Source organism: Enterococcus olivae (assembly GCF_053760925.1).
The window spans coordinates 15512-39745 of sequence record NZ_JBSMVT010000003.1 but is presented as its reverse complement, the minus strand read 5'-3'; the positions used below and the strand labels follow the sequence as shown (position 1 = coordinate 39745).

24 protein-coding genes and 1 riboswitch are annotated in these 24234 nt (G+C 41.9%); of the genes, 16 read left to right on the top strand and 8 right to left on the bottom strand.

Annotation, left to right across the window (positions count from 1 at the left end; all coding sequences use genetic code 11):
• Positions 1-2 precede the first annotated feature (2 nt).
• The gene (locus ACWODM_RS03575; RefSeq protein ID WP_455319999.1) at positions 3-1307 is read right to left on the bottom strand and encodes a sensor histidine kinase; all 1305 of its coding nucleotides are present in this window, start codon (positions 1305-1307) and stop codon (positions 3-5) included.
• Between the two features lie 293 nt (positions 1308-1600).
• On the opposite strand from ACWODM_RS03575, the gene ACWODM_RS03570 reads away from it, so the two are divergent.
• The 7 genes from ACWODM_RS03570 to ACWODM_RS03540 all read left to right on the top strand — a co-directional run bounded on the left by ACWODM_RS03570 (position 1601) and on the right by ACWODM_RS03540 (position 9369).
• The gene (locus tag ACWODM_RS03570; RefSeq protein WP_455319998.1) at positions 1601-3355 is read left to right on the top strand and encodes a LytS/YhcK type 5TM receptor domain-containing protein; all 1755 of its coding nucleotides are present in this window, start codon (positions 1601-1603) and stop codon (positions 3353-3355) included.
• A gap of 3 nt (positions 3356-3358) precedes the next feature.
• Complete coding sequence (locus ACWODM_RS03565; RefSeq protein WP_455319997.1) at positions 3359-4075, top strand: LytR/AlgR family response regulator transcription factor; 717 nt, start codon at positions 3359-3361, stop codon at positions 4073-4075.
• A 137-nt stretch (positions 4076-4212) separates the two neighbouring features.
• Complete coding sequence (lrgA, locus tag ACWODM_RS03560; protein ID WP_455319996.1) at positions 4213-4632, top strand: antiholin-like murein hydrolase modulator LrgA; 420 nt, start codon at positions 4213-4215, stop codon at positions 4630-4632.
• The gene (gene lrgB, locus ACWODM_RS03555) at positions 4629-5312 is read left to right on the top strand and encodes an antiholin-like protein LrgB (protein ID WP_455319995.1); all 684 of its coding nucleotides are present in this window, start codon (positions 4629-4631) and stop codon (positions 5310-5312) included. The genes lrgA and lrgB overlap by 4 nt, the downstream gene beginning before the upstream one ends.
• Positions 5313-5539: 227 nt before the next feature.
• Positions 5540-5755 carry a hypothetical protein gene (locus tag ACWODM_RS03550; RefSeq protein WP_455319994.1) on the top strand — a complete coding sequence of 72 codons (216 nt, stop codon included), beginning with the start codon at positions 5540-5542 and terminating at the stop codon, positions 5753-5755.
• Positions 5756-5808: 53 nt separating this feature from the next.
• A riboswitch (guanidine-I (ykkC/yxkD leader) is annotated at positions 5809-5898 on the top strand.
• A gap of 56 nt (positions 5899-5954) precedes the next feature.
• Positions 5955-6629 (top strand): GAP family protein, encoded by a 675-nt coding sequence (locus ACWODM_RS03545; protein WP_455319993.1) that lies wholly within the window; start codon positions 5955-5957, stop codon positions 6627-6629.
• 292 nt (positions 6630-6921) lie between these two features.
• Complete coding sequence (locus ACWODM_RS03540; RefSeq protein WP_455319992.1) at positions 6922-9369, top strand: heavy metal translocating P-type ATPase; 2448 nt, start codon at positions 6922-6924, stop codon at positions 9367-9369.
• Between the two features lie 68 nt (positions 9370-9437).
• On the opposite strand, the gene ACWODM_RS03535 is transcribed toward ACWODM_RS03540, so the two are convergent.
• From ACWODM_RS03535 to ACWODM_RS03520, 4 genes are all read right to left on the bottom strand, one after another.
• On the bottom strand, positions 9438-10040 hold the full coding sequence (locus ACWODM_RS03535; RefSeq protein ID WP_455319991.1) for a TetR/AcrR family transcriptional regulator: 603 nt from the start codon (positions 10038-10040) through the stop codon (positions 9438-9440).
• A 76-nt stretch (positions 10041-10116) separates the two neighbouring features.
• Positions 10117-10791 (bottom strand): ABC transporter ATP-binding protein, encoded by a 675-nt coding sequence (locus ACWODM_RS03530; protein ID WP_455319990.1) that lies wholly within the window; start codon positions 10789-10791, stop codon positions 10117-10119.
• A gap of 5 nt (positions 10792-10796) precedes the next feature.
• Positions 10797-11861: an ABC transporter permease gene (locus ACWODM_RS03525; protein WP_455319989.1), complete on the bottom strand. Its 1065-nt coding sequence runs from the start codon at positions 11859-11861 to the stop codon at positions 10797-10799.
• A 123-nt stretch (positions 11862-11984) separates the two neighbouring features.
• A complete protein-coding gene (locus tag ACWODM_RS03520) occupies positions 11985-12455 on the bottom strand; it encodes a GNAT family N-acetyltransferase (RefSeq protein ID WP_455319988.1) in 471 nt (156 codons plus the stop codon).
• Positions 12456-12598: 143 nt separating this feature from the next.
• Here ACWODM_RS03520 and ACWODM_RS03515 point away from each other — a divergent pair, with 143 nt between their 5' ends.
• Together ACWODM_RS03515 and ACWODM_RS03510 are read left to right on the top strand one after the other, a co-directional pair.
• On the top strand, positions 12599-13294 hold the full coding sequence (locus ACWODM_RS03515; RefSeq protein ID WP_455319987.1) for a DUF554 domain-containing protein: 696 nt from the start codon (positions 12599-12601) through the stop codon (positions 13292-13294).
• Positions 13295-13354: 60 nt separating this feature from the next.
• The gene (locus tag ACWODM_RS03510; protein WP_455319986.1) at positions 13355-13816 is read left to right on the top strand and encodes a TspO/MBR family protein; all 462 of its coding nucleotides are present in this window, start codon (positions 13355-13357) and stop codon (positions 13814-13816) included.
• Positions 13817-13878: 62 nt separating this feature from the next.
• Here ACWODM_RS03510 and ACWODM_RS03505 read toward each other — a convergent pair whose 3' ends face one another.
• Positions 13879-15684, bottom strand: coding sequence for a M3 family oligoendopeptidase (locus ACWODM_RS03505; RefSeq protein WP_455319985.1), 1806 nt, complete (start codon positions 15682-15684; stop codon positions 13879-13881).
• Between the two features lie 194 nt (positions 15685-15878).
• Between ACWODM_RS03505 and ACWODM_RS03500 the strand changes: the two genes are divergently transcribed.
• From ACWODM_RS03500 to ACWODM_RS03475, 6 genes are all read left to right on the top strand, one after another.
• Positions 15879-16382 carry a VanZ family protein gene (locus ACWODM_RS03500; RefSeq protein WP_455320121.1) on the top strand — a complete coding sequence of 168 codons (504 nt, stop codon included), beginning with the start codon at positions 15879-15881 and terminating at the stop codon, positions 16380-16382.
• Positions 16383-16436: 54 nt separating this feature from the next.
• A complete protein-coding gene (locus tag ACWODM_RS03495; RefSeq protein WP_455319984.1) occupies positions 16437-17159 on the top strand; it encodes a YebC/PmpR family DNA-binding transcriptional regulator in 723 nt (240 codons plus the stop codon).
• 396 nt (positions 17160-17555) lie between these two features.
• Entirely contained in the window at positions 17556-18017 is a 462-nt protein-coding gene (locus tag ACWODM_RS03490; RefSeq protein ID WP_455319983.1) for a cupin domain-containing protein, read from the top strand.
• Positions 18018-18147: 130 nt separating this feature from the next.
• A complete protein-coding gene (locus ACWODM_RS03485) occupies positions 18148-18462 on the top strand; it encodes a helix-turn-helix domain-containing protein (RefSeq protein WP_455319982.1) in 315 nt (104 codons plus the stop codon).
• Positions 18463-18653: 191 nt separating this feature from the next.
• Entirely contained in the window at positions 18654-19520 is an 867-nt protein-coding gene (locus ACWODM_RS03480; RefSeq protein ID WP_455319981.1) for a GRP family sugar transporter, read from the top strand.
• A 21-nt stretch (positions 19521-19541) separates the two neighbouring features.
• A complete protein-coding gene (locus tag ACWODM_RS03475) occupies positions 19542-20561 on the top strand; it encodes a Gfo/Idh/MocA family oxidoreductase (RefSeq protein WP_455319980.1) in 1020 nt (339 codons plus the stop codon).
• Positions 20562-20748: 187 nt separating this feature from the next.
• Here the strand turns inward: ACWODM_RS03475 and ACWODM_RS03470 are convergent, their stop codons facing one another.
• Both ACWODM_RS03470 and ACWODM_RS03465 read right to left on the bottom strand, forming a co-directional pair.
• Complete coding sequence (locus ACWODM_RS03470) at positions 20749-22158, bottom strand: L,D-transpeptidase family protein (protein ID WP_455319979.1); 1410 nt, start codon at positions 22156-22158, stop codon at positions 20749-20751.
• A gap of 187 nt (positions 22159-22345) precedes the next feature.
• On the bottom strand, positions 22346-23329 hold the full coding sequence (locus ACWODM_RS03465) for an L-lactate dehydrogenase (RefSeq protein ID WP_455319978.1): 984 nt from the start codon (positions 23327-23329) through the stop codon (positions 22346-22348).
• A gap of 333 nt (positions 23330-23662) precedes the next feature.
• Here ACWODM_RS03465 and pth point away from each other — a divergent pair, with 333 nt between their 5' ends.
• On the top strand, positions 23663-24223 hold the full coding sequence (gene pth, locus ACWODM_RS03460) for an aminoacyl-tRNA hydrolase (RefSeq protein WP_455319977.1): 561 nt from the start codon (positions 23663-23665) through the stop codon (positions 24221-24223).
• Positions 24224-24234 lie beyond the last annotated feature (11 nt).

The window sequence follows — 24234 nt, the reverse complement described above, 5'->3', positions numbered from 1 at the left end:
GCTTAACCTCCTAATATCGTTATTTTTTGGGTAAAGTGTTGTGGTGTAATCTTTGTTTCCAGTAACAGGCTAGAAGATTGACTAATGAGTTCGTCTACTGTAGACAGTCCAAGACCTCGGCTTGTTCCTTTCGTGGAAAAACCTGCTGACTTCAGCTGATGCAAAGGTTCGATCGTAGGACGAACAGTATTTTGGATCAGCAATAGGATATCAGTCTCTATTTTAAGTAGTGCAACCTCCAGCTGCCCATGCTGAAGTTGCTCCAGCTCTTCGATCGCATTATCTAGTAAGATCCCAATGATTCTCACTAGAACGACTGGATCTAACTGAGGCGGTAATGAAAAGGTGTCGCTGATCTCCAACTGAACAGAGAGGCCTTTTTCCTGTGCCAACAAAAGTTTGGTCACAAAAATGCTTCGTAAGGCTGGATCGTCGATTTTTTGTAGATCATTCAATCGCAAAAAATGATCGGAAAACAAGGTACGTGTCGGTTGGATTGATTGATGATAATACGCTTTTAGACCATCAAAGTCTTCCATCTCCAAGTAGCCTTCCAAAGACGAGAGGATGTTGATGTAGTCATGACGAAATTTACGGATCTCTAGACTTTGCTTGTTCAATTCGTCGATGTAGACCTTCATCGCCTGTTGTTCGATCGTTTTCTTTTGTGCTTCAAAGCCCAAACGCTGGTTATTTACCAGAGTATAAATACTGATGATACTAATGGTGATCATGAATAAAAATAAAAGGATAAAAACTTGTACAAAGGTCGTTCCCTGAGTTTCTGTAGGACTGAGAAGAATGTACTCAAAAAAGCTATACAACTGATAACACAAGATACTGGCAAATGCCCCGTATCCTAGGAATTGACTGACTTTTTGTGAGAGTTTGGACAGTAGATATTTTTTAGCAAGAAAGCTGACCAGACCGACAATGACCAGCATTAGCAGGATGTAGCTAAAGATCCAAAGGTCATTTCCAGAACTCATAAGGTATAGAAGTAATCGGTCAGAGTAAGGGACATGAATCGCTAGAAACTGCAAAATAAAAGCTAGAGACAAAAGGAGAAAGGTTGTACCGATCAACTGCTTCCGATTGTTCATATAAGAAAAAGTCAGTAGAATCATAAACAAGAGCAATTCGTCAATAACGGAAATATAAAAGCCCAATCGTATATAACTGAGAAGTAAAAAAACCATCACAGACAGTAAAAAAGGGTTGGTTTTTTTCAACACAGGAATGCCGTCTAAGATGATAAAAGAAACGAGTAAATAGATGATGTTGGATAAAACAAGTAAATAAAACATGGATATGCCTCCTATCGCACAAATTATAGCATGTTTTATCAGTAGGATTCTTCTAAATCAACAAAAAATAAAGCGTTTCAGCTAAAAAATAGTTCTTTAACAACGATTGATTGTCGAATCCGTGTAATTATTGGTGTGAAATAGGAAATTCTTGCATAAATGACATCGAGATACGCCAAAGAAAAACAGCTGGATAGTGTAAGGATGAATGGGGAGAGCTATTAGATTGATAAAAAGTCCTGCGTACCATTTCTCAAATTTTGTAGTATAGTGAAAGAGGAGGGGGAAAGGCAATGTTGGAATTGTTTATTTTGATGATGGAGCGTGTCGGCTTGATCATTTTATTGGCTTTTTTATTATTGAATGTACCGTATTTCAAAAAAATATTATTGACACGAGAAAGATCAGCTTCCAAGGTTCGTTTGGCACTGATTTTTGGTGTATTTGCGATTATTTCTAATTTTACCGGGATTGAGATCACACAAAATGAGATCGTTCCGAGCAATATTTTAACTTATCTTAGTAGCAATGCTTCGATCGCTAATACAAGAACACTGGTGATTGGTGTTTCCGGTCTAGTGGGTGGTCCATTTGTCGGAGGATTCGTCGGCTTGATCGCAGGAATCCATCGTGTGATCCAAGGTGCGGGTTCCGGCTTCTTTTATATTCCATCTTCACTGATTGTTGGTAGTTTGTCTGGAATTATTGGGCAGCGCTTATTAACTAAGGAACATCAATTCCCCCAGGCAAAACAGTCTGCCTTGGTAGGAGCATTGATGGAAGTCATTCAAATGCTGTTCATTCTCTTTTTTAGCGGCAGCTTATTAGAAGGGTTGATGCTGGTACGTCTGATCGCCTTGCCGATGATTCTGTTAAATAGTGTGGGAACCTTTATTTTTATGTCGATTCTAATCACCACACTCAAGCAGGAGGAGCAGGCCAAAGCGGTGCAAACCCATGACGTACTTGAACTAGCCGCAGAAACACTGCCTTATTTTCGCGAAGGCTTGAACGAGCACTCCTGTCAAAAGGTAGCTCGGATCATTCAGCACTATACCAAAACCAGTGCCATCAGCATGACGGATACCCATCAGATCTTGGCGCATGTCGGTGCGGGAGATGATCATCATATCCCTGAATTGGAAGTGATCACGGAATTGTCTCGAAAGGTTTTGCATACAGGAGAGATGACGATCGCTCGCACGAGAGAAGAGGTGGGCTGTTCACATCCGGATTGCCCGCTGCAAGCAGCGATCGTGATTCCGCTCTATGCCCATCAAAAAATCGTAGGGACTTTAAAGATGTACTTTACGAATCCCGCGCAGCTGACCCATGTGGAGGAACAACTAGCAGAAGGATTGGGCACGATTTTTTCTTCTCAAATCGAGTTGGGAGAAGCCGAGCTCCAGTCCAAGCTGTTAAAAGAAGCCGAGATCAAAAGTTTACAGGCGCAAGTCAATCCCCATTTCTTTTTCAATGCGATCAACACGATCTCTGCTTTGATGCGCAAAGATGCTGAAAAAGCACGAAAACTATTGTTGCAGCTGAGCACGTATTTCCGTGGCAACCTGCAAGGGGCGATCCAAACAACGATTCCGTTGACCCAGGAACTGGATCAGGTCAATGCCTATCTTTCTTTGGAGCAAGCGCGTTTTCCTGATCGTTACCAAGTTGAATTTGATATTGAACGAGGAACAGAACAGTGCGAGCTCCCGCCTTATGCCATTCAAATTTTGGTTGAGAACACGATCAAGCATGCCTTTGCTAATCGTAAAACCAATAATCAAGTCAAGGTTGTGGCCCGACGGATCGATCGTCATATCGTGATCGATGTTTGGGATAATGGGATCGGGATTCCGGAAGAGCGCCGCAAGCTATTGGGCAAAGAACCGGTTCAATCAGAAAAAGGAACCGGCACGGCTTTAGAAAACTTAGCCCGTAGAATTTCTAATCTATACAGTGGTAGTGGGACCTTCCAAATCGAAAATCGTCCTACAGGAGGCAGTCATGTGCGTTTGGCTGTGCCTATCAGAGAAAAGAAGGTGTGAAAAATGCATGTATTGATCGTTGATGATGAACCCTTGGCCAGAGAAGAGTTAAGCTATCTGGTGTTGTGCCACCCGCAGATCACTTCAACTGCAGAAGCCGAATCTGTGGAAGAAGCGATGGAAGAAATGATGGATCAAAAGCCGGATATTCTCTTTTTGGATATCCATTTGACGGATGAAAGTGGGCTCGATCTGGCAGAGAAACTGACCCATTTGAAAAAAGCACCCTATCTGATTTTTGCAACTGCTTATGATCAGTATGCTTTCAAAGCATTTCAGGTCAATGCCAAAGACTATATCCTCAAACCTTTTGAAGAAGAAAAAGTCCATCAGGCAATAGATAAAGCGTTAAAGACGTTTTCCAAAGAGCAGCCTAAAACGCAAGCAAAGCTGGAAGCATTGCCGATTCAAGGGGAGGATCGAATCTATTTGATTGCGCCAGAGGACATTTATTTGGTCTCTGTCGAAGGACGGGAGCTACAGATCGCTGTCAAAGACCACGTCTATCGAATGTCAGGTACCTTAAATAAAATTGAACAGAAGCTGCCTTCTGAATTGTTTTTAAAGACCCATCGTAGCTTTATTTTAAATCGAACCAAAATTCAGGAGATCCAGCCGTGGTTCAACCATACGCTGCAGGTGATTTTGGAAAATGGCTCAAGAGTACCTGTCAGTCGTTCCTATGTCAAAAGCTTCAAGGACCAAGTTGGCTTGGATTGACGCAAGAACTTCCTCGTGCAAGTGAGGGAGTTCTTTTTGCATTTCGTGTCGCTATTTGTGTATTTCGAGAAAATCTCCCCTTAAAAATCCGTTTTCATCCTATACTGGGTTCATAGAAAACAAGAGGAGTGGATCTTATGGAAAAGAAAGTCTATTCATTTTTACAACAAGCATTTATTTTTGCCTTGATCATGCTACTGGCAAATGGGATCGCACGCATACTACCGATTCCTGTACCAGCATCCGTGATCGGAATGATCTTGCTGTTTGTCGGGTTATGCACCAAGCTAATCAAATTAGAACAAATCGAAAGCCTAAGCAACTCATTGTCACGGGTCATTACCTTTTTATTTGTCCCATCCGGTATCTCACTAGTCAATTCATTAGACATCATGCAGCATTATGGACTTCAGATCCTGTTCGTTATTTTGGTCGCTACACTGGCATTACTGGCAGCTACTGGCTGGACGGGTGCCTTTCTGCTACATATCAAAGACAATCGTGAACCCTCTACAGGAAGCTTCCATGCAGAGAACAAGGGAGGCGCTTCACTATGAGTCCTTATGTCGGTATTATGATTTCTTTTGTCGTGTTTGGTATTGGCGCATGGGCGTTTAAGAAGAGTAAAGGGTTCTTCCTGTTCACCCCTTTGTTCGTGGCGATGATCCTGGGTGTTCTAGTATTGAAGGTAACCGGGATTAGTTATGAAGAATACAATGAGGGTGGCAAATTCATCAGCTTCTTTTTAGAACCCGCGACAGTTGCCTTTGCGATTCCCTTATATAAAAAAAGAGACGTACTGAAAAAGTATTGGGTCGAGATCCTGACTGCATTGACGATCGGTTCCTTCGGGTCACTGATCGCTGTGGTCGCAGCAGGCAGACTGATTCAAATGCATCCGAGTATCATTGCCTCTATTTTGCCTCAGGCGGCCACAACAGCGATTGCCGTCCCAATCTCTGAGTCGGTTGGTGGCGTGGCTTCGATTACAGCTTTTACCGTGATCTTCAATGGCGTATTGACCTATGCACTGGGACGTTTGGCACTGAAATGGTTCCACATTAAACATCCAGTAGCCAAGGGGTTAGCACTTGGAGCTGCCGGCCATGCATTAGGAGTCGCTGTCGGTTTGGAAATTGGTGAAACCGAAGCTGCCATGGCAAGTATCTCTGTCATTGTAGTCGGAGTGATCACAGTCGTTGTAGTTCCAGTATTTGCAACATTGATCGGAATTTAGTAAAAAACGGACAGTCTCTTTTGAGAAGTTGTCCGTTTTTGTGTGTCTGTTGTACATATTATCGAATCAATGCTACAGTAAAAGAAAAGAAGTATCTAAAAAGGAGGCTGACAAATGAACCACGAATTTGTTCCACCAACGGCAGATACAGACAAGATACAAAGTATTCAACAGAGGCCATCCGTTTGAACGACCAAAATAGAAAGAAAATTGAGGTGCAGATAGGCATGCAGTATTGGAAAGTTCTTTTCCGAAAAATCATCTATTTGGTATTGGCATTGTCAGTGACCTATTCTCTGTTATATATTACAGGAAATACGAGCGCTGAATTTTCACTGCGGGAAATTGGCAGAACGATTCTTTACGCGCTGATTCCGTATGCGCTCGCTGTTTCTTTGCGTTTTCTATGGGACCGATATAAAGAAAGGCAGAACAGCAGGTAGGACTGCCTTTGACTTTTTACAGTGCATTTGCTATAACTAAAAGAACTTGAATAAAGAAAGTTGTCTAGGGTTCCGCAGGTTGACTGGTCTGGTCCGAGAGACAACGCGCATAGCGTACACGGTAGGAGAAAAGCCTAGGAGGAATGATTCGGAGAGGATCGTTTCCCTAGGTTTTATTTTTTTTAGGGAGTGATTGATTATGTGGGAATTATGGGCAACGACCCTTTTAACAAGCGGGTTGGATAGCTTGAACCCAATGGCGATCGGACAGCAGTTTATTTTACAAGGAATGGTTAGAAAGCCCAGAGATATCTGGTATTTTATTTTACCTACAGGTATGCTCAACTTTCTGGGAGGGGTCTTGTTCTACTTTGGTTTATCGGACCTTTTTGTTGCTGTCTTTCAAAAAATCAAAGAAGGATCGGCACCTTTTTTGGGACAGATTTATTTATTGTTGGCAGTGTTCTTCTTGTTGCTGTTTCTGATTGTGCTGTTACGAAAACCCGAGGAATCTGAGCAACAGCAAACGGTGGAAATCAAAGGAAACTTGTCTCCGTTGACGTTGATCATGCTAGGGAGCGGTGCGACACTATCCGAACTGGCGACAGCTTTTCCGTATTTTGCTTTTCTAGGTATGCTGATCAATCAGGAGCTCTCTCCAGGCTGGGTGCTTTTGTTGATGACGGTCTATAATCTGATCTATATGTCACCGTTGGTCTTGATGTTTGTCGTATATGTGAAAAAGAGAGCCTCTTTTGACCGTTTCTATCATTGGATTCAACAGCAAATGATCCGTTGGAAAAAGGTATTGGTCCCTTTGATTCTTGGTGGGATCGCGTTGTATTTCTTTTTTAAAGGACAATCAATGAACTGATTCTAACAGAAAGTCAACTGGGCACATGGGAATCAAAAACGAGATAGCTATACGCTGTAGTTGATTGTTTATTGGCGTTTATTTTGTAGAAAACAGAAATAAATTCTTTTCGTTGACAAGTGTAATCTTAAAAGTTATAGTAAGTTTATAAAATGATTACGATTGTAAACGAACAGCGTGTAGAATAGCTGATGACAAAAAATTCAGGAAAGCTTATCATAGAGTAAAGAAGTCATTGCTTGTCGAGCGTTGTCGTTCATTGATAGTAGAGAAAGACGTGAGGAGAGATAAAATGAAAGATACTTTTGCAATAGAAGGAATGACTTGTGCATCGTGTGCGCAAACGGTTGAAAAAGCGGTCCAAAAAGTTGCAGGTGTGGAGACCGCAAATGTCAACTTGGCAACAGAGAAATTAAGTGTGACTTATCAAGAAAAGGTAACGGAAGACCAAATCAAAAAAGCTGTTTCAGATGCAGGGTACAGTGTTGCTGATAACACGATCGAACAGAGCTTTACGATCGAAGGAATGACCTGTGCTTCTTGCTCACAAACGGTTGAAAAAGCGGTCAACAAAGTAGCGGGTGTCCAAACAGCTTCGGTGAATCTGGCGACAGAAAAAATGGTTGTCCATTACGATCCAGAAGTAGTCAGTGCCCAAGGGATCATGCAGGCGGTCGCGGATGCGGGTTATCAGGCAGTGGATGAAACAGATGATGAAGAAAAAGTCGACAAAAAACAACTGCACATCAAAGAGATGTGGCGACGTTTCTTCTGGTCAGCGATCTTTACTGTTCCGTTGCTTTATATAGCGATGGGACCCATGATTGGCTTGCCAGTGCCAGGTTTGATTGATCCGGTCCATTATTCGGCACGTTTTGCTGTGTTACAGCTTGTCTTGACGTTGCCGGTGGTTTACTTTGGCTTGCCGTTTTACACAGTCGGTTTCAAAGCCTTATTCAAAGGGCATCCTAATATGGATTCACTGATTGCGATCGGTACGTCTGCGGCTATTTTGCAGGGAATCGTGATGACGGTATTATTGGCAATGGGACGGGTCGTTGTGCATCATGGACACCCAGATCTTTATTTTGAATCAGCTGCGGTCATCTTGACATTGATTACTTTGGGAAAATATTTTGAAGCTGTTTCTAAAGGGAAAACGTCGGAAGCGATCAAGAAATTAATGGGGCTGGCACCGAAAACGGCTCGAATCATTCGTGAGAACGCAGAAGTGGAGATCCCGATTGAACAGGTACAAACAGGGGACATCGTAGTCGTCCGACCGGGAGACAAAATTCCAGTTGATGGAACAATCATTTCTGGAACATCCGCAGTCGATGAATCAATGATTACAGGCGAAAGTATCCCTATCGAAAAACGTGAAGGCGATGCAGTCGTTGGTGCAAGTATCAACAAAACGGGTTCCTTTCGTTTTGAAGCAACCAAAGTCGGCAAAGATACGACACTGTCTCAAATCATCAAGCTGGTAGAGGATGCACAAGGCTCAAAAGCGCCTATCGCTAAAATGGCGGATAAAGTCTCTGGTGTCTTTGTGCCGATCGTGATTGCCTTGGCGGTCTTGTCAGGTCTTGCTTGGTTATTGCTGGGGCAGGAATCCTGGGTGTTTGCTTTGAGTATCACGATTTCTGTACTGGTGATCGCTTGTCCTTGTGCCCTTGGTTTAGCAACACCAACGGCTATTATGGTCGGTACAGGTAAAGGGGCAGAAAATGGCGTCTTGATCAAAAGTGGGGATGCGCTGGAAACGACACAGAAAGTCGAGACTATCGTTTTTGATAAAACAGGGACGATCACTGAAGGTAAACCGATTGTAACGGATGTCTTGACATACAATGATTTTAGCGAAGAACAGGTTCTGCGTTTGTCGGCTTCTGCCGAAACAGGCTCTGAACATCCGTTGGGTGAAGCCATTGTTGAAGGTGCCAAAGAACGAGGCTTGTCATTGAGCGAAACGACAGCTTTTAATGCGATCCCGGGACATGGGATCGAAGTGACGGTCGAAGGACAAGACCTCTTGCTGGGCAATCAAAAACTCATGCGTGAACAAGAGATCGAACTCATGACGGCTGTCAGTGACTCCGATCGTTTAGCTTCAGAAGGAAAGACCCCTATGTTCATTGCCGCAGACAACCAACTGATCGGGATCGTCGCTGTTGCCGATACGATCAAGGAGAACAGTATCGCCGCCATCGATAAGCTACACCGTATGGGACTGCAGGTCGCGATGATCACAGGCGATAATAAACGGACCGCCGAAGCGATTGCTAAAGAAGTTGGCATTGATCGCGTCTTCAGCGAGGTACTACCCGAAGACAAAGCCAATGAAGTCAAGAAACTTCAGGAAGAAGGCTTGCACGTGGCGATGGTCGGAGACGGGATCAATGATGCTCCTGCCTTGGCTCAGGCCAATGTCGGAATCGCGATCGGTTCCGGTACGGATGTTGCTATTGAATCTGCCGATATCGTATTGATGCGCAGTGACCTGATGGATGTACCGACAGCGATCGAATTGAGTCGGGCGACCATCAAAAACATCAAGGAAAATCTGTTCTGGGCATTTGCTTACAATGTGTTAGGCATCCCAGTCGCGATGGGTGTCTTGCATCTGTTTGGTGGACCCTTGTTAAATCCGATGATCGCTGGTGCAGCGATGAGCTTTAGTTCAGTCTCGGTACTACTCAACGCTTTGCGATTAAAAGGATTCAAACCTAAAAAATAATTGTATTCAAGTGAAGCACCAAGCCTCGCTTGTTTCTAGGTAATATAAAAGCAGAGTGATGTTCGTCATCACTCTGCTTTTATGCCTTTTAACAGCCAGTTTTTTTTAAACTGGAACTCTTTGATCAATTCGTCTGTGTCCCATTGGTTCACGATACAGTCGGTAAGTGTATTCATCACTAAGGACATGACAAAATACAAGAAACGCAGTGCTTCGTCTGTAGAATCAATGGCAAATCGATTCAGCTCCAGCAACTCCAACCATTGACGAACCATTGGAGAATCCTGAGAGAGCGGTTTTCGCTTGGACATCTGCAGATCATTGCTTTGAGTCAAGAACTGAAGCATCTGCCAGTAATGGCTGTCGCGTTCAGCTTCACTGCATTGTACTAAAAAGTGCTCAATCCCTAAAAAGAAGTCTTGCTTATGCTGGGCGATCGACCGTAAGATATCACCATGAACGACCATCGAGTATTTCTTTTTGAGATAGGTATAGGCATCCTCCAGATCTTGAAAATATTTATAGAAAGCCCCGCGGGACATTTGCATGGCTTCAACGATCTCTGATACTTTCACCTGACTGACATGTCGATCATAAAAGTTATCCAAGAGAATTTCTTCAATATGCTGTTTTTTTTCTGCAGATAGGTTTTGGAAGGTTTCTTTTGGCATTTGTTTCGCCTCTTTCAATACGTTCTTCCTGTATTATACGTGCAAAGGTTTTCTTTGTCATTATTCTTTGGAGTATTTAGCTTTCTTCCAACAGTTGACCGTCCTTCATCCGATAGACACGGTCACTCCATTGGATCATGCGTTCATCGTGGGTCACCATGACAGTGGCTTTTTGTTTTTCATGAGCTTCTTTGACTAGCAACTTGACGACATCATACGCGTGGTCTGTGTCGAGACTTGCCGTCGGTTCGTCTGCTAGGATCAGACTAGGCTCGTTGAACAAGGCACGCGCGATAGCGACACGCTGACGCTCACCACCAGACAGGTCGCGAGGATAGCTATCTAGCAAGCCTTTGATATCCAGTGATTCCAACAGCTCATCTCTCCGAGTATCATCTTCTTTTCTTTTGGCAACTTTGTTTACGAGCTGGAATTGTTCTTTGACCTTCAAGAAGGGAACTAAATTAGAGCTTTGCAAAATAAATCCGATTTCTTTGAAGCGAAGATCAGCGCGTTTTTTATCGCCTAATTTTGAAAAAGAGGTGCCGTTGATCAGGATTTCTCCTGAGGTAGGGTTTTGCAATCCGCCAGAGATCGTCAGAAAGGTACTTTTTCCTGATCCTGAAGGCCCGATGATACTGACGAACTCTCCTTGTTGGACGGTAAAATCAATCCCCTTCAAAGCAGTTACTTCTGTTCGTCCATCACCAAATTTTTTGACGATTTCTTTCATTACTAAAATATCTTTCATGTTGATTAACCTCCGATAGCAGTGATTGGGTCGACTTTAGAAACAGTTCGGATCGAGAAGAGTCCGCCGAGGATCGCTACTAGCAACAAGACCAGACTATAGAGTAGCCATTGTGACCAGATGATGGCAAAAGGCATGGCTTCCGGTAGAATGAAACTAGTCAAAAATGCTAGGGTCATGGCGATCAAGGTTCCGATAGCACCCACAACAAAGGATTGAGCGATCAGTGAACGAGCAAGGAAACTATTTTTGATCCCTTGAGCTTTCATCACGCCAAAGATGGCTGTTTTTTGTAAAGTGATGACATACATAAAGATGCCGATAACGGCAGTAGCAACCACGAATAAGAAATAAACCATCGCATCTAATGTCAGATTTTGTGCAGAATAGCCTGGAATATTCTCGATCAGTTCAGGTGTGGAAAGAACCTCATACTTGTCTTGATCGTCAGTGATCGTGGCATTTTTTTGTGTGGCGATCACATTCAAAGGCTTGTCATCGTCTGAAGCAAAGGGTTGGTCACCAAACTTCATGGCTGTCCAAGTATCCAGATCAGTATAGATGACAGGAGAGACAGTGTAGAAGGTCTCTGGAAAAATACCAGTGATCGTCAGATCCTCTTCAAATTTACCAATGTTGAGAGTGTCACCGATTTGGTAGCCTTTGTCAGCTAAATTTTGAGAAATAATGATTTCGTTGGGTTCCGTATAGAGCGTACCTTCCGTCAGGTCAGGTAAAATGAAGGCGTCGTTGGTCGTGCTGAACACTACCACGTTTTGATCGGTTCCTTTGATGGCACCGCTGTGCATGCCGATCGGTGCTTTTACATCGTTAGCGACAGCTTCAAGATCCTTTCTTGTCAACTGTGAAGCGACAAGGGTTTTGTTGGCTTCTTCTGAGAGGATAATCTCCTGCGCTTGCCAATCTTCGACGCCTTTTTTGAATTCTTCTGCCAAACCTCGGGCCAGACCAGAAAGCATAAAGACGACATAAGCGATCAAGACCATAATGCCGATGATCAATCCATATCTCAACTTGGAATAACGCATTTCTTTCAATGCTAAAAACATAGTGTAGTCCTCCTAAAAATAACTCGTATGAAAGTGACAAAATGTCACTAATAATAAGTATAAACTAAAAGTAACACTTTGTCACTCGAAAAGATTTAAAAAAGACACGAGTTCGCATCTCTTTTAAAACCGTTTGATCAACCAAATATCCATCGTGTCGTGACCACTTGCTCCGAGAGGCTGATCTAAAGCTTCAAAATCATTTTTTGCATACAGCTGCAGCGCATTTGAGAGGATCGAAGAGGTTTCTAAATAGACGCCCTGATAATGTTTTTCGGCGAAGGCCAGTGCATGATCTAAGAGTAATTGTCCGTAACCCTGCTTTTTGACAGAGGGACTTAAATATAGTTTTTGGAGTTCTGCAAGATTTTCTGTAAAAGGAGCGATTCCGACACCACCGGTCACTTGTTCGTGTTCATTGACAAGTACCCAGTAGCTAGCATTCGGGAGATGCTGATAAAAATGAGACAACCGTTCTAGCTCAGGATCGAAATAAGCTGTTCCAGGCAGATTCAGTCCGACCTCCTCCAGATTTTTGCGAATGATCGCAGCGATTGGCAAATTGTCTGTTTCTTTGATTTCACGAAGATACATGGGACTCCTCCTTGAAGGTTTTTTTATAGTATAACAAGAAAAGACAACAGAAAAAGCTTTTTTAAAAAAGTGACGGGGAAATGTCAGAAAATTATGCGAATTATGCTATACTTCTCAAGAGATGTAAAGAGGAGGATCAATCGTTGTTAAGTGGTGTATTAGTCAATAGTGGAGCAATCATTGTTGGCAGTTTATTAGGAATTATTTTGAGAAATATCACGGAAGAAATGAAGGACACGGTAACGAAAGGAATCGGTTTAGGAGTTATTGTACTGGGGATCCAGATGGCGATCCAAACACGTTCCTTTATCGTGATCATTATTAGCTTGTGTATCGGTGCGATGCTAGGAGAGTGGTTTGGGATCGAAGAGGGGATGAATCGTTTGGGTTTGTTTCTAGAAACACGTTTTGCTCGTTCAGGAAGTAATTTTGCAGAAGGTTTTGTGACGGCTTCCCTGATTTTTGTGATTGGTTCCATGGGGATCATCGGTTCGATCGAGAGCGGTGTATCTAGCAGCCATGCAACCTTGTACACAAAATCGGTGATGGATGGTTTTATGTCGATCATGCTGACGGCTTCTCTGGGTGCCGGTGTCTTGTTCTCATCGATACCGATTTTTATTTATCAAGGAACGATCGTATTGGCAGCCAGTGTGTTGGTCCGCTTGATCCCCCCGGAACTGATGACCGAATTGATGGGAGAAATCAGTGCCATCGGCGGTATTATGATTTGCGGGATCGGCATCAATATTTTAAAAATCAGTTACATTCGTGTCTCAAATTTTTTGCCGGGAATTCTTATCATGATCCTGGTGATGTGTGTCCAGTACTTTCTTTAATACTTGGGATCAGGTTTCTTCGGCTTTCTATGGTAAAGTGGAAGAAAGGAGGTTTTCATTATGAAGTGGCTCATCTGGTTACTAAGTGTCATTGGGATCGAACTGACAGGGGTTGTATCAAGTTACTTTGCTGGAGATATCAGCAGTATGTATCAGGCGCTAGAAAAGCCACCTTTGTCACCACCGGGAAGTATTTTTGGGCTTATGTGGACCATTCTCTATGCGATGATGGGGACGTCACTGTTTCTGTTGATCACGTCTGAAATCAAAAAGGGGAAAGCAACGGCTATCGTATTGTTCACCCTCCAGCAGGTCCTGAATTTTTCTTGGAGTATTATTTTCTTTGGTGGGGATCATTTTTGGCTGGCAAGTGTTGTGATCGTTGTATTGATTCTATTGATCGTTGCTTGTATCAAATTTTTCCATCGGGTCAGCCCGTTAGCCAGCTATTTATTTCTTCCTTATTTACTCTGGTGCCTGTTTGCTGGCTACCTGTGTATCAGTATCGCAATTTTAAATTAAGTATTTTGCTGATGTAATAAACCGACCGCCAAACGTTCAACGCTTGGCGGTCGGTCTTTTTGTTATTGAATGTATTCTTCGGTCAGTTTCATGAATTCTTCAACGTCTTGTAAGACGATGTCGATCCCGGCTTGCCAGAAATCTGGTTGTGTCAAATCGGCTTGTAAGTGTTTTTGAGCCAATTCTTCGGTCGTCATGGAAGCTGTATCCTGTAACAGGGCAATGTACTCTTCTTCAAAGTTGGTACCTTTTTGGTTGGCATAGGCATAGATACCCATACTGAACAAATAACCGAAAGTATACGGGAAGTTGTAGAAAGGAACATTATCGATAAAGAAGTGCAGTTTTGCTGCCCAGAAATGTGGGTGATAGCTGCCTAGACTGTCCAGATAGCTTTCTTTTTGTGCTTCTAGCATCATGGCTGTGATTTGTTCTGAAGAAACCAACCCTGCTTGACGCGCTTGATAGAAATTGTTTTCAAAAATATAACGGGTATGGATATTCATGAACATAGCGATCGCATTTTGCATTTTGGCATCTAGCAAATTGATTTTTTCTTCTTTGGTGCTGGCTTCTTTCAAGGTTGCATCAGCTACGATCAATTCTGCAAAGGTACTGGCTGTTTCAGCAACGTTCATTGCGTAATCCTGATTCAAACTTGGTAAATCCCAAAGGACACTGCTGTGGAAAGCATGACCCAGTTCATGTGCTAACGTGGCTACTTCATTGACAGAATTGCTGTAAGTCATAAAGATACGTGACTCCCGGCTTTCCGGTAAGCTAGTGCAATAGCCACCCGGACGTTTGCCAGGGCGATCTTCGGCTTCGATCCAAGCTTTATCGAAGGCCATTTGGGCGAATTCAGACATTTTTGGGCTGAATTTTTTGAAGTTTTCCACGATGAAGGCTGCAGCCTCATCAAAGGAATAGGTCCGTTCTTGCATTTCTCCGAGAATGATCGGAGCGTCTTGGTCTTGCCAGTCCATCTTTTCTTTGCCGAATAATTGAGCTTTTCGCGTCAGAAAATCAACGATCGGTTGCTTGTTGGCTTGGATCGTTGCCCACATCGTATCCAGTGTTTCTTGTTTCAGACGATTGTATTCTAAGGGTTCTTTCAAATAGTTTTCGACACCGTGCAGTTTTTGAGTGGATAGGCGGAAACCATCCAAGTGATTCAAGGTATCGGCAAACATATCCGCTTTGGCACTCCAGGCGGTCTCCCATTTTTCAAACAGCTCTTGACGGACACGGACATCAGGGTCCCCCATCATTTTATTGAAGGCTTGTCCGGCTGAAAGCAAGATTTCCTGGCCGTCTTCTTGTATAAAAGGAATCTCGATGCTAGCGACGATCGTATCGTAGTGTTCGCTCCAAGCGTTGATTCCATCTAAAGCCAGCGTATTGATGATATTTTCTTCTGCTTCTGAAAGTAGCTCTTTGCCGTCTCGCCGAATTTCACCCAGGCGAAAAGCGACAGTTTTTAAAGAATCTGTGGCGATCAATTCGCCCCAGGCATCCTCGCTGATTTCAGTCAATTTTTTAGAGAAGATCGTACTTGCCAACTGATAATCAGGTAGCTTTTTGTACAAGTCTCCTGAAAGGATTTTTGCTTTGCTGTCACTGACGTCTGCCGCCAGTAATGCATTGATGAAGCTGCTGCATTGTCCAAATCCGTTGCCGATTTTTTCGGCCAGATCGAGTAGCTGGACCAGCGCTTCTGCTGTGTCTTTTGTTGGTTCCCAGGCGGTTACTGCCTGATGGTAGGCATGGATTTCTTCTGAAAGCTTAGCCATACGTTCCTGTAGTTCACTTGATTCGCTTCCTCCCGGGAAAATAGAATCCAGATCCCAGTTGATTGCATAAGTCATGAAAAGACTCCTTTCTTTTTTCGTAACTAGGTCGATCATGTCCCTTTTCTAATGGAAGGATCGACCTAGTTAGCATCGAATGCAGGCCTTATTAGAAAATTGCATTCGTAAGATCAAGTATAACATAAGAAATTTGAAAAGAGTTTCCATGCGAAACAGAAAATGCTAAGATGAGTTATTGAGGTGAAGAGATGTTGAAGAAGAGTATCAAAAACGGTAATTTTTATTTGATCGTTGGCTTTGTGATCATGGCTGTCTTGTTTTACAGTTCCTCTCAGTCCTATGAGCAGCAATCGCAGATCGATCTGTTGTCGGTCTTACTTAAAAAAGAACTGTTGAAAGACTGGATGAGCCAATTTTCATTTTTGTATGCTGGCAGTGAAATTAGCATTGAGGCCAGCGGATATTTTTCATTTGTTGAGTTTTTTATTCGTAAATTTGCTCATTTTGCTACGTATTTTTTGTTGGGAGGTAGTTTCTTTTTAGCCTTGTTCCCACGAACGAAATCTTTGGGACTGTCGGCTTTCTTTGGTTGGTTTGCCGCGACCGGTTATGCGGGGATGGATGAATTCCATCAAATGCTGACCAACGGAAGGACCCCGCTTTTTCAGGATGTGATGCTGGATTCAGCCGGTGCGTTGACAGCAGGAATTATTTGCTGGATCGTTCTGGGGATTCGCAAAAAGAGATTCATTTGAAAAATCAGATAGAACAGGTAAAATAAAAAGTAAAGGTAGAAGGAGAGGATTCTTTTGGCGGGACATAGTAAGTGGAAAAATATTCAGGGAAGAAAGAACGCACAGGATGCCAAACGGGGCAAGGTGTTCCAAAAATTATCTCGTGAAATTTACATTGCTGCAAAAAATGGTGGCGCTGATAGTACAGCGAATCCAGCATTGCGCTTAGCCTTGGACAAGGCGAAAGCAGCCAATATGCCCAATGACAATATCGATCGGGCAATCAAAAAAGCGACCAGCTCGACAGACGGGGCAAACTATGATGAAGTCACTTATGAAGGCTATGGTCCGGGCGGTGTCGCGATCTTAGTGGAGACGTTGACAGACAATCGCAACCGTACAGGAACCAATGTCCGTGTTGCATTCAGCCGAAATGGCGGAAATCTTGGGGAAACCGGTTCTGTCAGCTATATGTTTGATCGTAAAGGCTACTTGGCGATTGAACGGGAAACACTGGCGTTGGATGAAGAAGACATGCTGGAAAAGGTATTGGAAGCGGGTGGAGAAGATTTGATCACCTCACCAGAAGTCTTTGAGATCTATACGGAAGCAGAAGACTTCACTACTGTTCGTGATACCCTAGAGCAAGAATTCACACTGGCTCAGGCAGAGCTGACGATGCTTCCACAAACAACGGTGGCATTAGATGAAGCGCAACAAACACAGTTCGATCGTTTGGTCGAAAAATTGGAAGACGATGACGATGTCTCAGAAGTCTACACATCGATCGAAGAGTGAAAGACAGACTTCCTTGTTGTAATCAAGACTAGTGGTTTTAGTGAATGAGTATACGCACTTGTAAAAGTACGTAATAAAATGGAAGAAGTAATTAAAAACAGCCAAGACCTTAAAAAGGTTGGCTGTTTTGGGTTATTCTTAGAGTTACTAAATTGAAATAAAAGAAGTTAAATTTACTTACTTATCTGGGGGGGTGATTGACATTAAACCAGTAATCGAGTGGAAGCGAGAAGGGCAGATGGACTTAGAAGAATGCTTGTGAATTAGCCGAAATCAATTGTCTTCGATCTAAAGTAACAAAGTAAGAAAAAATTATGTAAGGCAATCAAGGTGAATGAATCAGAAATATGCTATTATAAAACAATAAAGATTTTGTTTAAATGGAGGATAATTCAAATGAAACAGTACTTTGTCTCAGGAGAGATTCAGCCTCATCTCAATCAAGCAAACGACCAATTGGTTTATATCAGCAAAGTTTCTGTCGCGGATCTTAATCATCCGCGGATATTGCACGCGCATCATGATTTGGTAGAAATTATTCTGATTACCGAAGGATGTGGCGATATTTTTATCGGGGATCGTTATTTTCCAATCAAAAAAGGTGATTTGATAGTATTCAATAGCATGGTTGTTCATGATGAACTTTTCAGTAGTCGGCCGGTTTCTTTGTATTGTTTAGGGCTTAAACAATTAGAACCAACTGATTTGCGGCTAAATGCGCTGATTTCTGATGATATTCAATCAATTTTTCAAACGGGACATCATTTCAAGTTACTAGAATCATGGTTTGCTTCTGCTTTTTCTCTCTTGGAAAGTGAAGTAGGGGGTTATGAGTGTTTAGCTCAAAAAAATGAGTGAGGTCATTTTAACATTTTTAAGAGAGAATATCTTTTAAAAATCGATAAAAAATGGAAAGGAAGACAATAAAATCCCTATTGTACGAGAAATCAAGCAGTATATTGATAGTCATTTTTCAGAAGATTTTAAATTGAAAGACCTCAAGGAACAGGATAAATGGCCAATCAACGAATACTATTTTGCCCATAAATTTAAAGAGTTGTATGCCTATTCACCAATTGAATATATTCAACGACGTAGGATTGGTGAGGCTCAAACAATGTTGATTAACACGGATTTATCATTGACAGCTATTGCGCTTCAGGTGGGGTTTAACAGTTCAACTTATTTTTCAACGCTATTCAAGAAAATGGTGAATATGACACCCAAAGAGTATCGAACGATGTATACTATAAAAGAGGATATCCAAGTGAAAAAGCAAGATATTGAAAAAGATTCTCGTTAAAAAAATAAAGATCGTTATTTCATGACGGTTTTTATTTTTTTATTTAGACAAGATACAAGAAACAAATATTTCCGTTTTTTCTTATAATGTGAATACAAAAACAAATAAAGTGATTTATAAGAGAATTTTTTATTTCGTTGTTGTCATAACAATCATTTGTATTTGTGAAAAAAATATAAGGAGCGGTAAATATGTGGAATATCTTATTAGGATTGGTTCCAGCACTCATGTGGGGTGTGCAACCTTTAGTTATGCAAAAAATTGGTGGTAAGGCAACCAATCAACAAATGGGGATGTCAATGGGGGCATTGATTTTTTCAATTGGGGTGATGATTTTTCATCGTCCTGATGCGTGGAGTATCAACTTAATCATCGCATCGTTGCTTTGCGGAATAGTCTGGTCTTTCGGTCAAATTAACCAAATTAAGAGTTTTCATATTATTGGTGTTTCACGAGCAATGCCTATTTCGACTGGAACACAATTAATTGGTACATCATTAGTAGGTGTTCTGTATTTCCATGAGTGGACGAGAACGATGCAATTTGTATTAGGAATTTCGGCTTTGGTCCTATTCATTTTAGGTGTTACTTTGACTGCTTTCCAAGAAAAAGCAGAGGAAGTTTCAGGGAAAGTGGATATGAAAAAGGGCGTAATTATTTTGCTAATGTCCTCTGCGGCATTTGTGCTCTATGCGGTAATTCCGCGAGTTGCAGGTATTAATGGATGGGATGCAGTGTTTCCACAAGCAATTGGAATGTTCTTAGGATCGATGCTCTTTTGTTCATTTGAAAAGAAGCCAGATACTTTTGGGAAGAAATCCTTTCAAAATATCTTAACAGGTCTCTTCTTTGCCGTAGCTAATGTCACAATGATGCTATCAAATGAAGCAAATGGTGTTGCCTTAGGATTTACACTTTCTCAAATGAATGTGATTGTATCGACTATTGGAGGCATGTTGATTTTACATGAAGTCAAGACAGCTAAAGAAACAAAATATACTTTAGGTGGGCTAATTCTTGTCGTAGCTGGTGGAATATTAATCGGGTTAACAAAATAAGAAAATTGGAGGAAACGAAAAATGAGTACAAAACAACTTCGTGTAGGTGTAATTGGCTGTGGGGCCATTGGGCGGGAACATATCCATCGTTTGATGACGGTGGTTCCTTCAGCTACAGTTGTAGCAGTTTATGATTATTTTGAAGAAGCAGCACAAAAAGTTGCTGCAGCATATGAAGGGATTGACGTATTTTCAAGTGGAGAAGCAATTATCGAAAGCGATGGAGTTGATGCCGTATTGGTTGCCACAACGGATGATACTCATGCAGGTTATGTAATGCATTGCTTAGACAACGAAAAATATGTATTCTGTGAAAAACCATTGGCTTTGACGGCACCAGAATGTACAGAGATGCTAGCCAAAGAACAAGCTATTGGCAAACGATTGATTCAAGTGGGATTTAATCGTCGTTTTGATGTTGGTTATCGAGAAATGAAGCAGGCTATTAAAGCTGGTGAAATTGGAGAACCACTAATGATTCATAGTGCGCATCGGAATATTTCTCAAGCTCCTGGATTCGAAACAAATTATGCTATTACTCGCGTTGCTATCCACGAGATTGATATTACGCGTTGGTTATTAGATGAAGAGTATGAAGAAGTTCAAGTATTAACGGTAAAACAAAGCCGTCGTACATCGGGAGATTGGTTGAATCCACAATTAATCATGTTTAAGACAGTCTCTGGTCAACGAGTTGACGTTGAAGTTCAAACAGATGGAGCCTATGCGTACGATATTCAATGTCAAGTTGTTGGAGAAGATGGCACTTTGAATTTACCAGATCCTGCTAAAGTCTGGAAACGGACCAATCAAAGCTTCTCATATTCACTAACAGATCATTGGGCAAAACGATTTATTGAGTCATATGATACAGAATTTAATGAATGGGCTGAATCAGTCATTGCAGATCGATTAGTTGGTCCAAGTGCATGGGATGGTTATGTATCTTGTGTAGTATCAGACGCCTTGATTTGTTCAAGAAAAACCGGTGTACCTGAAAAAATCGAATTGGTTGAAAAAGCAAATATTTACAGTGTTTGATTGTATCTAATGCTTTTTCGCAATGAGGAAAACGTAAAAGGGAGTTTTCCTCATTGCGAAATTTATTCTTCAAGTTGAAATTCGGTGGGAATTGTATGTTTTATACGAAATTTTAACAAGCTGATGATTATAGAAAAACAAAACCCCCAGGAAATATTGATTTCCTGGGGGTTTACTATTCATAGAATTAAATCACGAGTACGGGTGTACCGACATCAACTTTTTCAAACAAGGTAGACATGACACTTGGCGGTGTGTTCACACAACCGTGGGAACCACCTGTTTGCCAGTAATCACCACCGTAAGTTGGCTGCCATGGAGAGTCATGGATTCCAACCCCTGTCCAGTCGATCGGCATCCAGTAATCAACAGGTGTTGCATAGTTGGTTCCGTCACCGTTTGAGCCACGAAGGGTAGCATTACGCTCTTTGTTCCAAACATAAAATACCCCTGTTGGAGTGGCTGTACTTGGTTTTCCAGAAACAATGTCTGTCTCCAATACGACTTCTCCGTCGCGATAGTACCACATGTGTTGGTTCTGAAGGTCTACTTCGATATACGTACTACCGAACAGTGCGGAGCCAGAATTTGTACTTCCTTGAGAAACGGGAGAACGAGTGAAGTCCTCTCCCGCTAAGATCTCTTCAATTAAACCATCTGTCTCGTTTTCGGTAGAGATCGTCCAACTTAAAGAACCTGCTGGAACGGTCACTGTGCCTCGGCGAGTACTGTCGAACTGTGATGGATTGGTACTGGTGTTGTATTTTTCTCCAAGTTCACTCACATACTCACGAACCTTGTCGCGCTCAACATCGGCTTTGCCGTCTGAGTAAGTCAACCAGCCAGTGATCGTTTCGGTTGGGATCTGGAAGGTCTCACCATTGATCGTGTAAGAAGCGTTGACTTGCGCGATTTTATTTAATTCAGTTAATTCTTTATTTAGTTCTTCATCTTCGGAAGTAACAGTTGCTTCTTTACGATAATCTTCTAGTTCCAAGCTGTCTTGACCAGCAAGTAGCTCTTCTTTGATGGCAGCAATGATTTTTTCTGTATCCAGTTCGTCTCCGATCGTTTCAGGTGTGATCGAAAATCCATCTTCGCTTTTAGTGATCGAAGCATTTTTGGTTGGTTCACGGTCCTCATTCAATGCATCTAATTCTTCCTTTAGTGCATCAGTTTCTTGTGCAAGCTGCTCTTCATCAAAAGCAGCATCACTAAGAGTGTGATTTTTTTGTCCAGTTAGGTAAGAAGATCCCCAAAGCCACTGGTTTTGGTTGTCTTGGATTTTTTTCAAATCATCCGAGAAGTCCGCTTGCAGACCAAAGGATGTTTTATTGATTGTTTTCCACTCTTGCGCACTGTCTGTCAACGTAAATTCAGCTTGTCTGTAGCGTTCCTGAATTTTTTCATTGGCATCAGCAAGAGTCAAATCACTAACATTTATATTTTCAACAAGAGTATTTGGCAAAAACCGGTCTGTATAATGCATACTACGGTAAGAGTAACCTGCGATAATTAGCAACACGGCCACGAGTACCCCGATAATAACTTTCTGGGTCGTTTTGTTGCCTGTCGCGCGTTTGTCTGAACGAGACATAGCGATGGATCAGCTCCTCAATTTTTTCTTTCGCTGCTAAGCATTCTCTATTATAATAGCACATCTGTACGTAAAAACGAGATTTCTGCTTAAAAAAGTAAAGAAGTTGTAAATAAGTTTAAAGAAAATGAGGAAACCGGCTTGTTTCGGCTTCCTCATACTTGTTTCTATTTATTGAATGAGATGTTTATTCTGCATCTTCGGCTTCTAATTTTTCAAAAGCGGCATCCAGAATTTCTTTTAATTGTTTTGCAGAAGCGGTCATTCGATCTTTCTCACCATCTGTTAGTGGAATCTCGATCACTTGTTTGATCCCTTGAGCGTTGATGATTGCTGGTGAACCGATGTAAACATCATGTAGACCGTATTCGCCTTCCATGTAAACAGACAAAGGAAGAACCGCATTTTCATCATCTAGGATCGCTTTGGTGATACGTGCCAAAGCAACGGCGATTCCATAGAAGGTCGCGCCTTTTTTCTCAATAATTGTATAAGCTGCATCACGAACGCTGAAGAATAGATTGACCATCGCTTCTTCGTCAACTTCTGGATTGTTTTTGACCCATTCGTAAATTTGTAGACCAGCTACGTTGGCATGAGACCAAACTGGGAATTCTGAGTCACCGTGTTCACCTAGGATATAAGCATGGACATTACGTGCATCCACGTCGACCAACTGTGCGAGTGCTTGACGGAAACGAGCAGAATCTAAAGAAGTACCAGAACCGATGACACGATCTCTAGGGAAACCTGAGAATTTCCATGTAGAGTAAGTTAAGATGTCGACTGGATTAGCAGCAACTAGGAAGATACCGTTGAAACCAGAAGCAACAATCTGTGTCACTACGGAGCGATTGATTTTTAAATTTTTGTGAACTAAATCCAAACGTGTTTCACCGGGCTTTTGAGGAGCGCCAGCAGTGATCACGACAATATCAGCGTCATGCGCATCTTCATAAGAGGCAGCATAGATTTTTTTAGGTGAAGTGAAGGCTAGTGCGTGAGACAGGTCAATAGCGTCTCCTTCAGTTTTTGCTGTATTGATATCAATAATGCCGACTTCTTGGGCGATGTTTTGTGTGACTAGGGCAAATGCATAGCTAGAACCTACTGCGCCATCTCCAACAAGAATAACTTTTTGATGATCCTTTTTGTTTGTTTGTGTAGTCATCGGTGTATCAATCCTTCCAGTTTTTGTTTTAGTATTTCTTTTACATCTCTTATGTTACCATCTTTATTTCGTTTTGTCATATGATTTCTCAAATATTATAACAGTTTTCTTAACTGTTATAATTGTAAACGGATACCTCGCGAACTGTGTCGGCGAGTCCTTTACTGAGGAATAAAAGAATTTTAAAGAAATCTTCAATGAAGTCCGGAATTTTGAGCGTTGGGACAAGAATGTGCTATAATTTTAAAAAATGTGCTGGAAAACTGGACGATGAAAGAGTCGTCCAGCGTTTTGCGTGAATTTGAAAAAACCACAACAAATGGAGATAGATAGATGAAAATGATTGTTGGACTGGGAAATCCAGGAAGAAAATATGAACAAACGAAACACAATGTAGGCTTTATGGCGGTGGATCGTTTAGCCAAGCATTATTCCGCTACGTTCAAAAAAAACACCTTTGAAGCAGAAGTGGCCGATTTTTTTGTCAATGGAGAGAAAATCTTATTGGTCAAACCACAAACTTTTATGAATGAATCTGGCCGATCAGTCGGACCATTGATGACTTATTTTGGTGTTTACCCGGAAGAGCTGGTGGTCATGTATGATGATCTGGACTTGGCTTTAGGCAAGATTCGTTTGCGTCAAAAAGGTAGTGCCGGTGGACACAATGGAATGAAGAGTATTATTTCTCATTTGGACACGAAAGAATTTGACCGGATCAAGATCGGTATTGATCGCCCAAAGGCTGGCATGACGGTCGTCAATCATGTGTTAAGTCCTTTTTCAAAAGAAAATCAGCCACTGATCGAAGCGAGTATCGACAAAGCTGTTGAAGCAAGCATTGATTATATAGAAAAGAATGATTTTATCGCTACGATGAATCGCTTTAATTGAAGACATGAGCA

Coding starts and splice junctions, on each gene's coding strand:
- ACWODM_RS03465 (WP_455319978.1), bottom strand. CDS start 23,329: ATGACTACACAAACAAACAAAAAGGATCATCAAAAAGTTATTCTTGTT.
- ACWODM_RS03470 (WP_455319979.1), bottom strand. CDS start 22,158: ATGTCTCGTTCAGACAAACGCGCGACAGGCAACAAAACGACCCAGAAA.
- ACWODM_RS03520 (WP_455319988.1), bottom strand. CDS start 12,455: ATGTATCTTCGTGAAATCAAAGAAACAGACAATTTGCCAATCGCTGCG.
- ACWODM_RS03545 (WP_455319993.1), top strand. CDS start 5,955: ATGTGGGAATTATGGGCAACGACCCTTTTAACAAGCGGGTTGGATAGC.
- ACWODM_RS03505 (WP_455319985.1), bottom strand. CDS start 15,684: ATGACTTATGCAATCAACTGGGATCTGGATTCTATTTTCCCGGGAGGA.
- lrgB (WP_455319995.1), top strand. CDS start 4,629: ATGAGTCCTTATGTCGGTATTATGATTTCTTTTGTCGTGTTTGGTATT.
- ACWODM_RS03480 (WP_455319981.1), top strand. CDS start 18,654: ATGTGGAATATCTTATTAGGATTGGTTCCAGCACTCATGTGGGGTGTG.
- ACWODM_RS03510 (WP_455319986.1), top strand. CDS start 13,355: ATGAAGTGGCTCATCTGGTTACTAAGTGTCATTGGGATCGAACTGACA.
- ACWODM_RS03525 (WP_455319989.1), bottom strand. CDS start 11,861: ATGTTTTTAGCATTGAAAGAAATGCGTTATTCCAAGTTGAGATATGGA.
- ACWODM_RS03565 (WP_455319997.1), top strand. CDS start 3,359: ATGCATGTATTGATCGTTGATGATGAACCCTTGGCCAGAGAAGAGTTA.
- ACWODM_RS03490 (WP_455319983.1), top strand. CDS start 17,556: ATGAAACAGTACTTTGTCTCAGGAGAGATTCAGCCTCATCTCAATCAA.
- lrgA (WP_455319996.1), top strand. CDS start 4,213: ATGGAAAAGAAAGTCTATTCATTTTTACAACAAGCATTTATTTTTGCC.
- ACWODM_RS03535 (WP_455319991.1), bottom strand. CDS start 10,040: ATGCCAAAAGAAACCTTCCAAAACCTATCTGCAGAAAAAAAACAGCAT.
- ACWODM_RS03550 (WP_455319994.1), top strand. CDS start 5,540: ATGCAGTATTGGAAAGTTCTTTTCCGAAAAATCATCTATTTGGTATTG.
- ACWODM_RS03475 (WP_455319980.1), top strand. CDS start 19,542: ATGAGTACAAAACAACTTCGTGTAGGTGTAATTGGCTGTGGGGCCATT.
- ACWODM_RS03530 (WP_455319990.1), bottom strand. CDS start 10,791: ATGAAAGATATTTTAGTAATGAAAGAAATCGTCAAAAAATTTGGTGAT.
- pth (WP_455319977.1), top strand. CDS start 23,663: ATGAAAATGATTGTTGGACTGGGAAATCCAGGAAGAAAATATGAACAA.
- ACWODM_RS03575 (WP_455319999.1), bottom strand. CDS start 1,307: ATGTTTTATTTACTTGTTTTATCCAACATCATCTATTTACTCGTTTCT.
- ACWODM_RS03570 (WP_455319998.1), top strand. CDS start 1,601: ATGTTGGAATTGTTTATTTTGATGATGGAGCGTGTCGGCTTGATCATT.
- ACWODM_RS03540 (WP_455319992.1), top strand. CDS start 6,922: ATGAAAGATACTTTTGCAATAGAAGGAATGACTTGTGCATCGTGTGCG.